At 69.9% G+C, this 13,918-nt stretch carries 15 protein-coding genes; 9 read left to right on the top strand and 6 right to left on the bottom strand.

From position 1 onward, the window contains the following. Nucleotides 1-900 (bottom strand): alpha/beta fold hydrolase (locus AB0C29_RS11670; RefSeq protein ID WP_360818746.1); only part of this gene is annotated, 900 nt, incomplete at its 3' end. Nucleotides 901-1,033: 133 nt separating this feature from the next. Here AB0C29_RS11670 and AB0C29_RS11665 point away from each other — a divergent pair. Beyond that, the gene (locus AB0C29_RS11665; protein ID WP_360818743.1) at nucleotides 1,034-1,384 is read left to right on the top strand and encodes a DoxX family protein; all 351 of its coding nucleotides are present in this window, start codon (nucleotides 1,034-1,036) and stop codon (nucleotides 1,382-1,384) included. Here AB0C29_RS11665 and AB0C29_RS11660 read toward each other — a convergent pair. Beyond that, nucleotides 1,368-2,639 carry a PQQ-binding-like beta-propeller repeat protein gene (locus AB0C29_RS11660; RefSeq protein WP_360818740.1) on the bottom strand — a complete coding sequence of 424 codons (1,272 nt, stop codon included), beginning with the start codon at nucleotides 2,637-2,639 and terminating at the stop codon, nucleotides 1,368-1,370. The two genes, AB0C29_RS11665 and AB0C29_RS11660, sit on opposite strands and share 17 nt — an antisense overlap. Before the next feature lie 34 nt (nucleotides 2,640-2,673). Here AB0C29_RS11660 and cutA point away from each other — a divergent pair, with 34 nt between their 5' ends. Next, a complete protein-coding gene (cutA, locus tag AB0C29_RS11655; protein ID WP_360818737.1) occupies nucleotides 2,674-3,006 on the top strand; it encodes a divalent-cation tolerance protein CutA in 333 nt (110 codons plus the stop codon). Here cutA and pyrE read toward each other — a convergent pair. Continuing rightward, nucleotides 2,984-3,499 carry an orotate phosphoribosyltransferase gene (gene pyrE, locus AB0C29_RS11650; protein WP_360818734.1) on the bottom strand — a complete coding sequence of 172 codons (516 nt, stop codon included), beginning with the start codon at nucleotides 3,497-3,499 and terminating at the stop codon, nucleotides 2,984-2,986. The two genes, cutA and pyrE, sit on opposite strands and share 23 nt — an antisense overlap. A gap of 167 nt (nucleotides 3,500-3,666) precedes the next feature. On the opposite strand from pyrE, the gene AB0C29_RS11645 reads away from it, so the two are divergent. Beyond that, nucleotides 3,667-3,963: a hypothetical protein gene (locus AB0C29_RS11645; protein ID WP_360546193.1), complete on the top strand. Its 297-nt coding sequence runs from the start codon at nucleotides 3,667-3,669 to the stop codon at nucleotides 3,961-3,963. Nucleotides 3,964-4,029: 66 nt separating this feature from the next. Here the strand turns inward: AB0C29_RS11645 and AB0C29_RS11640 are convergent, their stop codons facing one another. Continuing rightward, the gene (locus AB0C29_RS11640; RefSeq protein WP_360818731.1) at nucleotides 4,030-5,124 is read right to left on the bottom strand and encodes a glycoside hydrolase family 19 protein; all 1,095 of its coding nucleotides are present in this window, start codon (nucleotides 5,122-5,124) and stop codon (nucleotides 4,030-4,032) included. Between the two features lie 203 nt (nucleotides 5,125-5,327). Between AB0C29_RS11640 and AB0C29_RS11635 the strand changes: the two genes are divergently transcribed. Continuing rightward, nucleotides 5,328-6,614 carry a methyl-accepting chemotaxis protein gene (locus tag AB0C29_RS11635; protein ID WP_360818728.1) on the top strand — a complete coding sequence of 429 codons (1,287 nt, stop codon included), beginning with the start codon at nucleotides 5,328-5,330 and terminating at the stop codon, nucleotides 6,612-6,614. A 245-nt stretch (nucleotides 6,615-6,859) separates the two neighbouring features. Further along, the gene (locus AB0C29_RS11630) at nucleotides 6,860-7,576 is read left to right on the top strand and encodes a DUF4352 domain-containing protein (RefSeq protein ID WP_360818725.1); all 717 of its coding nucleotides are present in this window, start codon (nucleotides 6,860-6,862) and stop codon (nucleotides 7,574-7,576) included. A gap of 48 nt (nucleotides 7,577-7,624) precedes the next feature. On the opposite strand, the gene AB0C29_RS11625 is transcribed toward AB0C29_RS11630, so the two are convergent. Together AB0C29_RS11625 and AB0C29_RS11620 are read right to left on the bottom strand one after the other, a co-directional pair. After that, on the bottom strand, nucleotides 7,625-8,689 hold the full coding sequence (locus tag AB0C29_RS11625; protein WP_360546199.1) for an aspartate-semialdehyde dehydrogenase: 1,065 nt from the start codon (nucleotides 8,687-8,689) through the stop codon (nucleotides 7,625-7,627). 7 nt (nucleotides 8,690-8,696) lie between these two features. Continuing rightward, nucleotides 8,697-9,962: an aspartate kinase gene (locus tag AB0C29_RS11620; protein WP_212987807.1), complete on the bottom strand. Its 1,266-nt coding sequence runs from the start codon at nucleotides 9,960-9,962 to the stop codon at nucleotides 8,697-8,699. Nucleotides 9,963-10,183: 221 nt separating this feature from the next. On the opposite strand from AB0C29_RS11620, the gene AB0C29_RS11615 reads away from it, so the two are divergent. The 4 genes from AB0C29_RS11615 to AB0C29_RS11600 all read left to right on the top strand — a co-directional run. Beyond that, nucleotides 10,184-10,990 carry a hypothetical protein gene (locus tag AB0C29_RS11615; RefSeq protein WP_360818722.1) on the top strand — a complete coding sequence of 269 codons (807 nt, stop codon included), beginning with the start codon at nucleotides 10,184-10,186 and terminating at the stop codon, nucleotides 10,988-10,990. 205 nt (nucleotides 10,991-11,195) lie between these two features. After that, nucleotides 11,196-12,941, top strand: coding sequence for a 2-isopropylmalate synthase (gene leuA / locus AB0C29_RS11610; protein WP_360818719.1), 1,746 nt, complete (start codon nucleotides 11,196-11,198; stop codon nucleotides 12,939-12,941). 106 nt (nucleotides 12,942-13,047) lie between these two features. Further along, nucleotides 13,048-13,728, top strand: coding sequence for an HNH endonuclease family protein (locus AB0C29_RS11605; protein WP_360818717.1), 681 nt, complete (start codon nucleotides 13,048-13,050; stop codon nucleotides 13,726-13,728). Continuing rightward, nucleotides 13,725-13,918 (top strand): hypothetical protein (locus AB0C29_RS11600; protein WP_360818714.1); only part of this gene is annotated, 194 nt, incomplete at its 3' end. The genes AB0C29_RS11605 and AB0C29_RS11600, both read left to right, overlap by 4 nt.

The following is a 13,918-nucleotide window of genomic DNA, read 5'->3' as shown; positions in this document are numbered from 1 at the left end:
CGTTTTACAGACCCCCGTCAACGCCAGGTAGTTCTTCCGGACCTGCCGCGGAGTGCTGCCCAGCCGCACGGTCTCAGCGTTGGTGACACCGAACGCGGCCAGATCCGGCCACCGGTCCTCCATCGCCCCACTGAAGGCCTGGAAGTCGGCGTAACCACGCTCGTTCGGGTCCACCGAGCTGTCGATGACCATCCGGTCGATCGTCTGCGGGAACAGCGCCCGGTAGGTCGAGCCGACGTACGTGCCCCAGGAGATGCCGTAGTAGGAGACCGTGCGCTCGCCGAGGGCCCGGCGGATCTGGTCCATGTCGCGGGCGACGTTCGCGGTGGTCAGGTGTTGCAGCATCGGGCCGGAGTGAGCCGCACACTGCTCGGCCATGCGCTTGGCGTAGGCCGCGTTCGCGCCGATCGAGCCGTCGGCGGACGGGAAGGACAGGATGCCGTACTGGAGGTCGCGGACCAGTTCGTCGGCGCCGCGGCCGCAGCTGATCGGGGTGCTGTAGCCGATGCCTCGTGGGTCGAAGGCCACGAGGTCGTAGCTGGCGCGGACCTCGGCCGGCAGCAGCCCGCCCAGCGCGGTGGGCACGTCGAGGCTGGCGCTGGGACCGCCGCCGTTGGTCATCAGGACGCCTTTGCGTTTCGCCGGGTCGGCCGCCGGGATCCGGGAAATCTCGATCGCGATGGTGCGGCCGTGCGGGTGGCGGTAGTCGAGCGGCACCCGGAGCGTCGCGCATTGCTGGGGAGCGGGCGCGCCGGTCGGGCAGGAGCCCCACTTGACCTCGGATCCGGCCGGGCGGGCGGTGGGCGCCGCGGCACCGGCCGGTGCGAACGAGGTGACCGCGACTGCTGCCGCGGCGGCGACCAGCGCCAGGCGGCGGAGGGACGAGGTGTGTGAACTCATGTCCGAAACCCTAGGAAAGACGGGTGCGGGCCTCGATCCATCCAGCTGCCCGCCGCAGGTACAGCCAGCTGGAAGACGTCACGTTCCGCCGGGCCGGCTCGTCCTTCTCCCAACAGGCCCAGGAGGGACGTTCATGTTCGCTGCTTACGTCACGGTCACCATCATCGGCGCGGTCTTCACCGGCACCGCCGCCGTCTTCTATCTGATCGGCCACGACTTTCCCAAGGCTCAGGCCGACATGAAGCGGGTGCCGCGGTCGTGGCTGCCCTGGCTGGGTTCGTGCCTGGCGGCCGGTTCGCTCGGGCTGCTCGCCGGGTTCGCCGTACCGCTGCTCGGCGCCCTCGCCGCCGCCGGTCTGATCCTCTACTTCGTCGGTGCGTTCGTCGCGCATCTGCGGGTCGGCTCCCGCCAGCTCGTGGGTCCTGCTGTCTTCCTCACCACCTCGGTGGCCGCTTTCGTGCTGAACCTCAGTTATCACTCGTGAGCTGCCAGACGTTCGCCCGCCCGTTGCGGTTCGCGCAGGCCAGATAGGCGGCGACGGCCAGACACCGTTCCAGGGACATGCCGTCGAGGCGCCCGATCGTGCGTACCTCGTCGCCGGGGCCGAGCTGCTGGATCCAGGTGCGCCCGGGCTCCGCCGTGTCCACGCGCAGCAGCAGGGCACCCACCTGCTCGCTGTGGCCCAGCATCGACCGCATCCGTCCGGTCGCCGGATCGAGCAGGGCCTGGCGTCCGGTGTGCCGGGCGTCGGTGACCATCAGCCGCGCCGGACCCGGTATCCGCAGTGCCGCGGAGTCCGCGCCCAGCCGCCAGTCCGTGCTGGACCAGCGGGCTTCGCCGGTCCCGGCGTCCAGCACCGTCATGCCGGCGGCCGTCGACACGCACAGGTACGCGCCACAACCCGTCGGCCAGCCGAACGGGATCGCCGTGCGCCACAGTTGCCGCAGGTCGGTGAGCCGGTACGCGGTGACGGACCCGGCGCCGCCCTCCCGGCGGGTCAGATACAGGCGGTCGCCGGACGTCACGAAGCGCGTGGTGTCGCCGTCCCCGGCGAACCGGCCCAGGTTCAGCTCGACACCGAGGTCCGCCGTGGCGCGCACCGTGCCGTCGGTCAGGCTCAGCACGGTGGCGCGGCCCTGCCGGTCCACTGTGACGATCCGGCCGGCGTCGCCGACGTCGAGGTAACCGGCGGCGTCCAGGCGCCGGGACCACAGCGGCTTCCCGGTCCGCAGGGCGGCCCGTTCCAGGACGATGTACTCGATGGCGGCGCCGGCCGAGGTCATCAGGACGCTGTCGTCGGTCACTGTGAGCACCGTGGTGGCGCCCGCGGTCCGGCGCCACAGGACAGTGCCCGTGTCGCTGTCCAGGAATGAGGTCTGGGCGTTCTCGGGGGAGATCACTGTCAGGACGTCGGCGCCGGCCAGTTCGAGGTCGCCCACGGATTGGGGCAGGGCGGTGGTCCACTGGACCGAGCTGTCGGCCAGCGAGTACCGGCGTACCAGGGCCTGCCGGCCGACGAAGCTCGACGTGAACAGGGCCGCCGGCGCGAGCGTGAAGGCTCCGGCCAGGTCGTCCGTGACCAGGATCGGGCGCACGCGCGGCGGCTCGGCCGGCACGGACCCCGCCGGCGCCAGCGTGGCCAGCACAACCAGACCCAGGGCCATCGGCCGCCTGCGGGTGGTGCCGGGAGACGGTGGTGTCTCCGGTACGGCGGAAGCGTCGCCGAGATCGATCACCACCAGTCGAGCATCGCACCGCGGCAGAATCCTGGCCATGACCGACGAACAGATCTGTGAGGTTGTGGTCACCGCGGCCGACGGCGAGTGGCTGGCCGGTTTCACCCGGCGCCTCGTCGAGGACCGGCTCGCCGCCTGTGGGCACCAGACCACCGCGATCCGCTCCGTCTACCGCTGGGAGGGTGCGGTGCACGACGATCCGGAGGCCCGCGTCGCCTTGCACACGCGGGCCTCACTGGTGGAGCGGATCGTCGCCCGGGCCGACGCCGAGCATGCTTACGACGTACCGTGCGTGCTCGCCCTGCCGGTGACCGGGGGTAATCCCGCCTACCTGGAGTGGGTCCTGGCTATGACAGATCAGCCCGGGTGAGCAGCGCCCGGAGCTTGATGCCCTCCTGGGCCAGCGACTCGGCGCCGCCTTCCTGGCGGTCGATCACGCACAGCGCGTGGTCGACGTGGGCGCCGAGCTTGCGCAGCTCGCCCGTCGAGATCACCACCTGGCCGCCGGAGGTGACGACGTCCTCGACCACCAGCACCCGGCGGCCCGCCACCTCGGCGCCCTCGGCCAGGCGGGCGGTGCCGTACTTCTTGGCCTCTTTGCGGACAAACGCGCAGGGCAGCTTGGCGTGCCGGCCCAGGGCCGTCACCACCGCGATGCCGCCCATCTCGAGCCCGGCCAGCACCTCGGTGCCCTCGGGGATCAGCACCGCCATCTGCTCGGCGAGCTGGTCCAGCAGCACCGGGTCGGCCTCGAACTGGTACTTGTCGAAGTATTCCGTGGCGGTGCGGCCGGAGCGGAGCACGAACTCGCCGGTCAGCCGGCTCACGTCGCGGACCTGCCGCGCAAGGTCAGAGTCAGTCACCGGAACAGCCTGTCAGGCGGTCTGCCGCCGGTGCCGCCGGGGGCCTGGCGCCATCGTCCAAACAAAAGTCACCCGTACGCGTAGTTGATCTGCGGGCACGCATTAATGGTGTCCTGTTTCGGCTATTTTGCGGGCTATAGGCCGTCAATTTCGCTGAAAGGCTTGTCGTGACACCCTTCGCGCTGCTCTTCCTCTTAGCCCTCGCCGGTTCGTCCTGTTTCGCCATCGGTCGTGCCCTCGGTCGCGGCGAACGCTATGAGAAGGGCTATCGCGAGGGCTTCCGGGACGGCGAGACCGGCTCGCTGGCCCGGGCCGCGCGGCTGATCCAGATCAACGAGCGCCGGTCGATCGCGCCCGCGCTCGAATCGATGCTCGTGCCCAGCACCGTGCCCCAGCAACTGCCCGCCCGGTCGGTCAGCCCGGCCGTCGTCGGGGTCCCGGCCCGGCCGCAACTCGCGCTCTGAGCAGGACAAAAGGCAGCGGGGGTACGGCCGCAGCGACCGTACCCCCGTGCACCCGGCGAACAAAGATCAGCAGGACAGGTTGCCGCCCGGGCTCACGCCGAGAATGCTCGTGAACCGGTTGTAGGCGTCGATCCGGCTCTGCACCTGGGCGGGGTTGCCGCCGTTGCACTCCAGCGAGCCGTTGATGCTGCGGATCGTCTCACCGAAACCGCGGCTGTTGACCATGGCGTCGTGCGGCGTCATCGAGCCCGGCCCGCGCTGGGTCATCCAGTACCAGACGGCGGTCTGGTAGGCGACCGACGCCTCGTTCTTGACCCGGTCCGGGTTGTTGAGCAGGTCGATGCCGAGCGCGTCGCCGGCCGCCTTGTAGTTGAAGTTCCAGCTCAGCTGGATCGGGCCGCGCCCGTGGTACGCGTTCTGGCCGGCCGGGCAGCCGTACGACTGGGACCGGTCGCAGTACAGCGGCCAGTTCGCCTGGTTGATCTCCTCGACGTAGACCAGGCCACCGGACTCGTGGTTGACGTTGGCCAGGAAGGCCGCGGCCTCCTGCTTCTTGACCGTGTCACTGCCGGTCCGGGTGAACGCGGGGTACTTCTTGATCGCGTCGATCAGGCCGGAGTACGAGTAGAACCCGATCCGGTTCGGGAACATCTGGTTGAACTGCGCCTCGCTGACCGGGAAGCCCCCGGATCCGACGGGCGGCGGGGTGGTCGTGCCGCCGCCGCTGCAGTTGTACGGCTCCCAGTACCAGGTGCTGATGACCGGGTCGTAGCCCGGGTTCTCGTTCTTGGCCCGGTAGTAACCGCCGTTCGTGTACCGCACGATCGAGCCGGCCGGGTAGAACGTGCCCGCGGCCCAGTTCGGGTAGTTGCAGGTCGTGTTGCCGGGCGGGGGCGTGGTACCGCCACCGCAGGCGCCGTTGTCGGCCCAGACACCCGAGCCGCCGGTGCTCGGCGCCTCGCCCTGGGTCCACCACTTGGCGGTCCAGTTACGGCCGTTGTACGAGGCCCGCTGGCTTCCGGTGTAGACGGTCGAACTGTTGTAGGCGGCGACGCAGGCCTCGGCCGCGTTCGATGCCGTCATGGGCAGCACAGCCGCGGCGGCGCCGGCCAGGGCGACGCTGAGCGTGGCCACGATCGATAGGAGCCGTTTTTTGGACATGGCTCACCTTCCGTGCGTCGGGGGACGCGCACTGGTGCGAGAAAAGCGGGGAGTTACATCGACTCAACTAGATGCAGCGGTATTTGTAAAGAAACTTCAAGGATTAATTCGGGCGGCAACCGGAGAGCTACTGCCGGACACCGGCGACGGCACCGCGGGCGGCACATCCTGATCCAGGACCCCGCCATGTGAAAGGTGCACCGATGACCCTGCTCAGCCGCCTCGTACCCGACGTAACCCTGTCGGAGCAGGCATTCGCCGCCCGGCACCGCGTGCTACGGCTGCTGCTGTGGACGCACGTGCCGGTGATCCTGACGCTCGGCTTCTTCAGCGGCGAGCTCAGCCCGGGACACCACGCCACTCTGCTGCTCTGCGTACTCGGCGCGGTGCTGGTCTGCGGGGTCGTCTCCGGCACCGCGGCGACCCAGCGCGGCCGGGCCATCGCCACCAGCGTCGGCTTCCTGCTCGCCGCGGACGCCCTGGTGCACGCCGGTGGCGGCATGATCGACCTGCACTTCCACTTCTTCGTGGTGATCGCCCTCATCGGCCTTTACCAGGAGTGGATCGCCTTCGCCCTGGCCGTGTCCCTGGTCGCCGCCCACCACTTCGGTATCGGCCTGATCGCGCCGGAGCTGGTCTTCGCCCACACCGACCACAGCACCAACGGCGTGCTGGGCCGCGCCCTGCTGCACACGTTCTTCGTGCTGGCGATGGCCGCCGCTCAGATCACGTACTGGCACTTCGACGCCGCGGCCCGCCGCGAGAACGAGCGCCGGCAGGCCGAGCAGGCCGAGGAGAACGCGAGCCAACTCCGGGCCGCCGCCGACGAGGCCGCCCGCCGTGAGGAGATGGCCCGTGCCGAGGCCGCCTCCCAGCTGGACCGGGCCGAGCAGATGGCCGTCCGCCTGGAGGACGTCCTGCAGCACACCAGCGAGACCGGCGCCCGCCTGCGCACCGACGCCGACGAGGCCCTGAGCGGCTTCGAATCCGCCCTGTCGGATGTGGCCCGCACCGTCGAGCACGCCAGCGACCAGGTCGGCACCACCCTGTCGGACGCCGACGTGGCCCTGAAGTCACTCGAGGAGCTGCGCACCTCCGTGGCCGACATCGCGACGATCGCCGGCCTGATCCAGGCGGTCGCCGACCAGACCAACCTGCTCGCCCTGAACGCGACGATCGAAGCCGCCCGCGCCGGCGAGGTCGGCAAGGGCTTCGCGGTCGTGGCCAGCGAGGTCAAGCAGCTGGCGGGCCAAACCGCGGAAGCAACTGCCCGGATCGAGTCCACTGTCAACGAGGTGACCACCGGCGCGGCCGCGGTCGGCGCGGCGGTGTCGGGCATGACCAGCCGGCTCAGCTCGGTGGCCGACGCCCAGCGGCTGGCCTCGTCGGTCATGGGCGAGCAGGTGACGCTGGCCGGCCAGACCCGCGGCCTGGTCATTGAGGCGGCGGACGAGGTGGCCCGCTCGGCATCGGCCGTCAGCGTCCGCTGACCCGCCGACGGGACACCAGCACACCTCGTGACGGCCCGATCCAGTTCCGCTGACCGGCTCGACCCGGCAACCTTTGTCGGTCGGTCGATGCCGTTCGGCTCGATCGGGTCGTCACCAGGCGGAGTCCCCGTCGCGCCTGCGCTGCGTTGGCGTCTCGGGCACCCAGGGTGATCGCGCGGCCGGGTTTCTTGGACTGGGGCCCGGCCGCGCACCAGTCCTCACCCCGGTCCGCCTGGAGCCACCCCATGTCGTACGACCCCAACCAGCCGTATCAACCGCCAGTGGCACCCGGCTACGGCCCGCCGCCGGGGTATCCCCTGGCCGGGCAGCCGCCGGCGCCGAAGAAGGGCAACGCGAAGCTCATTCTCGGCATCGTCGCCGGCTTGTTCGGTCTTTGCTGTGCCGGCGGAGTCATCGCCGCCGTCGCCAGTGGAGGGGACGAGACGAAGGCAGTCGCTGAGGAAGCTGCCGCACCCGCCGCGCAGGAGACCACCACCGCGGCGAAGGCGGCGCCGGCCAAGAAGACAGCGGCGCCGGCCAAGAAGACGCAGGCCGCGAAGGCCACGCCCGGCATCGGCGATCCGGTACGGGACGGGAAGTTCGAGTTCGTCGTCACCAAGGTCGACTGCGCCAAGACGAAGGTCGGCAACGAATACCTGAACAAGAAGGCGCAGGGCAAGTTCTGCATGGTCAGCGTGACCGTGAAGAACATCGGCAAGGAAGCTCAGCTGTTCCATGGTTCGTCGCAGAAGGCAATGGACGCCCAGGGCACCGAGTTCTCCAACGACGGCGCGGCCGAGATGTACGCCAACCAGGACAACGCCACGTTCCTGAACGAGATCAACCCCGGCAACAGCGCCAAGGGGCGCCTCATCTACGACGTGCCCAAGTCCGTCAAGCTCACCAGGATGGAACTGCATGACAGCCCGTTCTCGGGCGGTGTCGAAGTCAGCCTGTCCTGAACCGGTAGTTGCAGGGTGGGATCCCGGCCAGGGCTCCCACCCCGGGGCTCAGCGCTTGGCGATCTCCGCCGCCAGCAGCTCCGCGATCTGCACCGTGTTCAGCGCCGCGCCCTTGCGCATGTTGTCGCCCGTGATGAACAGGTCCAGCGCCCGGGGGTCGTCCATCGCGCGGCGGATGCGGCCCACCCAGGACGGGTCAGTGCCGACCGCGTCGATCGGCATCGGGTATTCGCCGGCTTCCGGGTCGTCGACCAGGATCACGCCCGGGGCGTTGCGCAGCACCTGGCGCGCGCCCTCGGCGTCCAGTTCCGAGCCGAAGACCGCGTGCACCGCGATCGAGTGGCCGGTCACCACCGGGACCCGGACGCAGGTCGCGGAGACCTTCAGGGCCGGCAGGTTGAGGATCTTGCGGCTTTCGTTGCGGAGCTTGAGCTCCTCCGACGACCAGCCGTCCGTGGCCAGGTCGCCCGACCACGGGACCACGTTGAGGGCCATCGGCGCGGTGAACGGGCCCAGGTCGTCGCCGACCGCCTGGCGGACGTTGCCCGGCCGGGAGCCCAGCGTCCGGTCGCCGGCCACCTTCATCAGCTGGTCGTGCAGGGTGTCCACGCCGACCTGACCGGCTCCGGAGACCGCCTGGTAGCTCGCCAGGACCAGCTCACGCAGGCCGTACTCGCGGTGCAGCGGGGCGATCGCCATGATCATGGCCATCGTGGTGCAGTTGGCGTTGGCGACGATGCCGCGCGGGCGGCGCCGCAGCTCCTCCTGGTTGACCTCGGGCACGACCAGCGGGACGTCGGCCTCCATCCGGAACGCCGACGAGTTGTCGACGACCGTGGCACCGCGCTCCACCGCGATCGGGGCCCACTGGATCGAGACGGCGTCAGGCACGTCGAACATCGCCACGTCGACGCCGTCGAAGACCTCGGGGGTCAGCTCCTGGACGACCAGCTGCTCGCCGCGGCAGGACAGCTCCTGGCCGGCCGAGCGGGCGGACGCGATCAGCCGGATCTCGCCCCAGACGTTGCGGCGGGAGGTCAGCAGCTCACGCATGACCGTGCCGACGGAGCCGGTGGCTCCGACGACAGCCAGCGTGGGCTGCTGCTGCGGCATCCGCCGGCTACCGGCCGGTCCCGGCGTAGACCACAGCGGTCTCGTTGCCACCGAGCTCGAACGTGTCGTGCACTGCGCGTACCGCGGTGTCGAGGTCGCTGTCGCGGCAGACGACCGAGACCCGGATCTCCGAGGTCGAGATCATCTCGATGTTGACCCCGGCCTCACCGATGCAGGCGAAGAACGACGCGGCGACGCCCGGGTGCGAACGCATGCCGGCGCCGATCAGCGACACCTTGCCCACGTGGTCGTCGAAGAGCAGCGACTTGAAGCGGGTCTGCTCCTTGATCTTGTCCAGGGCGGCCATCGCGGTGGGGCCGTCGGCCTTGGGCAGCGTGAAGGAGATGTCGGTGCGGCCGGTGCCCTCGGTCGACACGTTCTGCACGATCATGTCGATGTTGATCTCGGCCTGGGCGACCGTCTCGAAGATGCGGCCGGCCGCGCCGGGCTCGTCGGGCACACCGACGATCGTGATCTTCGCCTCGCTGCGGTCGTGGGCGACCCCGGTGATCAGCGCTTGTTCCACTCCCGCGTCCTCCATCGATCCGGTGACCAGCGTGCCCTGCTTGTTCGAGTACGAAGAGCGTACGTGGATCGGCACCTTGAACCGCCGTGCGTACTCGACACATCTCAACATCAGCACCTTCGCCCCACCCGCGGCGAGCTCGAGCATCTCCTCGTAGGTGATCTGCTTGATGTGCCGGGCGTTCGGGACGATCCGCGGGTCGGCGGTGAAGACCCCGTCGACGTCGGTGTAGATCTCGCACACGTCGGCGTGCAGCGCGGCGGCCAGCGCGACAGCGGTCGTGTCGGAGCCGCCGCGGCCCAGGGTGGTGATGTCCTTGGTGTCCTGCGAGACGCCCTGGAAGCCGGCCACGATCGCGATCGCGCCCTCGTCCAGCGCGGTGCGCAGCCGGCCCGGGGTCACGTCGATGATCCGGGCCTTGCCGTGCACCGAGGTGGTCAGCACGCCGGCCTGCGAGCCGGTGTAGGACCGGGCCTCGTACCCCAGGTTGTGGATGGCCATGGCCAGCAGCGCCATCGAGATGCGCTCGCCCGCGGTGAGCAGCATGTCCAGCTCACGGCCGGGTGGCAGCGGGCTGACCTGGTTGGCCAGGTCCAGCAGGTTGTCGGTGGTGTCGCCCATCGCGGACACCACGACCACCACGTCGTCGCCGGCCTTGCGAGCGGCCACGATGCGCTCCGCCACGCGCTTGATGCGCTCGGCATCAGCGACGGACGAACCGCCGTACTTCTGCACCACGAGGGCCACGGCAGCCGGCTCCTTTCCACCCCACACGTGCCGACGCCGCCTGGCCAGGAGATCAGCGGCCCGGCGGCGCCAGTCGGTCAATCGCCACCCAGACTAGCGGCGGGCGTCCCGATCGCTGACACGCGATCCCAGATTCCGGCCGCTGCGACATACGACACGCCGGGAAAGGGTTCCGGTGCCCGCAACGACCGGTCCGGGCGATGAGAGGCGAGAATGTCTCGATGCGCTCCCGCCCCGCCACGCGTGTGTTGCCCACGCTGGCCGCCGCCCTGCTCACCCTCGGCGTCTCCGCCTGCGGTGACTCGGCGCCCGCGCAGGAGCCCACCGCGTCCCCGTCGGTGTCCGCGCCGGCTCCGGACCAGGACGCCCGGGTCGCGCTGGCCGCGCGGGCCGCGCTGGCCGAGGACCACCGCTTCTCCGCGATGTACACCCTGCAGACGCCGGGCTTCGCCCCGCGCTCGGTCCTGGCGACGGTCGCGGTCGACGGATCGTGGCGGGTGGACATCCCGTCCGGCGCCCTCGGCGGTACGGCTGACGTGTCGATCGCCCAGCTCCCTTCCGGGTTGTTCCAGTGCGCCATCCCCTCGGCGACCAACCCGGTCAGCCCGTCCTGCGTACGGGTGGCCGACGCCGGCAAGAAGGTCCCCCGTGAATTCGACCCGAAGGTGCAGCGGGTCTTCCGGCAGTGGCTGCCGGTCTTCACCGATCGCCAGTCAGCCCTGTCGGTGACCGCCGCCCAGCCGCTCCAGGGCTCCACCGGGCGGTGCTTCTCCGTCGACACGATCTCCGCCTCGCTGTCCGCGCCGGTCGACGTCGGCATCTACTGCTACGCCGACGACGGCCTGCTCACCGCGGCCCGGGTCAAGTTCGGCACGCTCACCATCGCGGGTGCGCCGGCCGCGGCCCCGCCCACGATCGACCTGCCCGGCCCGGTGACCGGCGGCGAGCCGATGGGCCAGGACGCCCCGCCGCCCCCGCCGGTGGTCGAGCAGCCGGTGGTGCCGTCCCAGCCGGTACCGTCCGCGTGAAGCCACCCGCCTGACCTCCTGCTTCCCACGATCCGGGCGTAGGGTTGGGCAGGTTCACGATGATCACGTAGGGTGACGTTCGACATGTGGCAGGCGCTTCTCCTTCGCTGCCGCGACGAGGCCCCATCCCAGGCCGGCACCTCGTCGCGGAGTTGACGCGCGCCGGTCGTTCCTCGGAACTGACCACTTTTCAGGAGCCCTCACCATGTCTTCCACCACGGATGTAACCGGCGACCCCATCGCGCGTCAGCGCCCCAGCCGGATGCCGTTCCAGCGTTACCAGCCCTACCAGCAGCAGTTCGCCGTCGACCTGCCCGACCGGCAGTGGCCGGCCCGCCGCATCGAGGCCGCGCCCCGCTGGTGCGCGGTCGACCTGCGCGACGGCAACCAGGCCCTGATCGACCCGATGTCCCCCGAGCGCAAGCGGCGCATGTTCAACCTGCTGGTCGGCATGGGCTACAAGGAGATCGAGGTCGGCTTCCCGGCCGCCAGCCAGACCGACTTCGACTTCGTCCGCCAGCTCATCGAGCAGGACCTGATCCCGGACGACGTCACGATCCAGGTGCTGGTGCAGTGCCGCGAGCACCTGATCGACCGCACCTTCGAGTCGATCCGCGGCGCCAAGCGGGCCATCGTGCACTTCTACAACTCGACCTCGACGCTGCAGCGCCGGGTCGTCTTCGGCCTGGACAAGGCCGGGATCACCGACATCGCGACGACCGGGGCGCGGCTCTGCCAGAAGTACGCGGAGATCCACACCCCGGACACCGAGATCTTCTACGAGTACTCCCCCGAGTCCTACACCGGCACCGAGCTGGAGTACGCGCTGGAGATCTGCTCGGCGGTCATCGACGTCATCGACCCGACGCCGGACCGCCCGCTGATCATCAACCTGCCGGCCACCGTCGAGATGGCCACCCCCAACGTGTACGCCGACTCGATCGAGTGGATGCACCGGCACCTGCCGCGGCGCGAGAGCATCATCCTCAGCCTGCACCCGCACAACGACCGGGGCACCGCCGTCGCCGCCGCCGAGCTGGGCGTGCTGGCCGGCGCCGACCGCGTCGAGGGCTGCCTGTTCGGCAACGGCGAGCGCACCGGCAACGTGGACCTGGTGACGCTGGGGCTGAACATCTTCTCCCAGGGCATCGACCCGATGATCGACTTCTCGGACATCGACGAGATCAAGCGCGCGGTGGAGTACTGCAACCAGCTGCCCGTGCACGAGCGTCACCCGTACGTCGGTGACCTGGTCTACACCGCGTTCTCCGGCTCGCACCAGGACGCGATCAAGAAGGGCCTGACCGCACTGCGCGAGGACGCGGGCGAGGCCGGCGTGGACGTGGACGCCTTCACCTGGGGCGTGCCGTACCTGCCGATCGACCCGAAGGACGTGGGCCGCAGCTACGAGGCGGTCATCCGGGTCAACTCGCAGTCCGGCAAGGGCGGGGTGGCGTACATCATGAAGGAGGAGCACAAGCTCGACCTGCCGCGCCGGCTGCAGATCGAGTTCTCCGGCGTGGTGCAGCACTTCACCGACACCGACGGTGGCGAGGTCGGCCCGCAGCAGATGTGGGACATCTTCGCGGGCGAGTACCTGGTCGACCACCAGCAGTTCGGCATCATCGAGCTGGAGCGCTACAGCACGGCCACGGTGGACGGCAAGGTCGAGATCGACGCGGAGATCCGGCACCGCAACACCCGGCGCCCGGTCGTCGGGGTCGGCAACGGCCCGATCGACGCGTACGTGCAGGCGCTGCAGCCGCTGGCCATCCAGGTACGGGTCCTCGACTACGCCGAGCACGCCCTGTCCTCCGGTCACGACGCCCAGGCCGCCGCGTACGTGGAGTGCGAGGTCAACGGCCAGACGGTGTGGGGCGTGGGGCTGGACGCCAACATCGTCACCGCCTCGATCAAGGCCGTGACGAGCGCGGTCAACCGCGTCCGCTGAGCATTTGTTCCGCGCGCCGTCCAGGTTCACCCGGGCGGCGCGCGGGACGTATCCGGCACGGATGACGACTTTCGCCAAGCGGGCGTAGGGCGCATACGCTTACTTCGTGCCCCCTCGTATCACTCCTCTGTGGACCCTGCGTGTCGCTGCCGCCCTGCTCACCGTGACCGTCGCCGCCGGTTGCGAACTGCCCGCCGAGAACGGCTCGGGCTCCGGCTCGAACCCGACCGGTGGCACCACCACCACGAAGTCCGATCCCACCGCGGCCCGCAAGAAGCTCGACGCCCTCAAGGTCGTCACGAAGACCGGCTCGATGCGCGGCTACAGCCGGGCCAAGTTCCCGCACTGGAACAGCACCGGCAGCAACTGCGACGTCCGCGACACGGTCCTCAAGCGCGACGGCACCAAGGTCAAGGTCTCCGGCTGCAACGTGGTCGCGGGCACCTGGATCAGCGTCTACGACGGCGACAAGATCACCGACCCGGCCAAGGTGGACATCGACCACGTGGTGCCCCTGGCCAACGCCTGGCGTTCGGGCGCGGCCGCCTGGACCACCGACCAGCGCGAGAAGTTCGCCAACGATCTCGACGATCCCCAGCTGGTGGCGGTTTCGGCCGCGTCGAACAGGTCAAAGGGTGACCAGGACCCGTCCACCTGGAAACCCGAGCAGACCGGCTCGTGGTGCCAATACGCTCAGGACTGGATCGTGGTGAAGAGCCGGTGGAAGCTCACGGTCACCACCAAGGAGAAGGTCGAGCTGAAGAAAATGCTGGAGAAGTGCCGATGACCAAGCACAAGCCCGCCGCCGAGACCACCACCACCGCTGAGACCGCCGCTCCGGCCGCGGCTCAGCCCACCGCCACCACACCCACAGCTGCGCCTGCGCCCGCGACCCCGGCCACGGCCGCGTCTACGGCTACGGCTACGGCCGCGTCTGCCTCGGAGGCCGCCCCCGCGGAGCAGGCCGCCGCCCCCGC

The organism is Actinoplanes sp. NPDC048791, assembly GCF_040650095.1.
Taxonomy (GTDB): domain Bacteria; phylum Actinomycetota; class Actinomycetes; order Mycobacteriales; family Micromonosporaceae; genus Actinoplanes.
The sequence above is the reverse complement of the archived record's forward strand: the minus strand, read 5'-3'. Positions and strand labels throughout refer to the sequence as shown.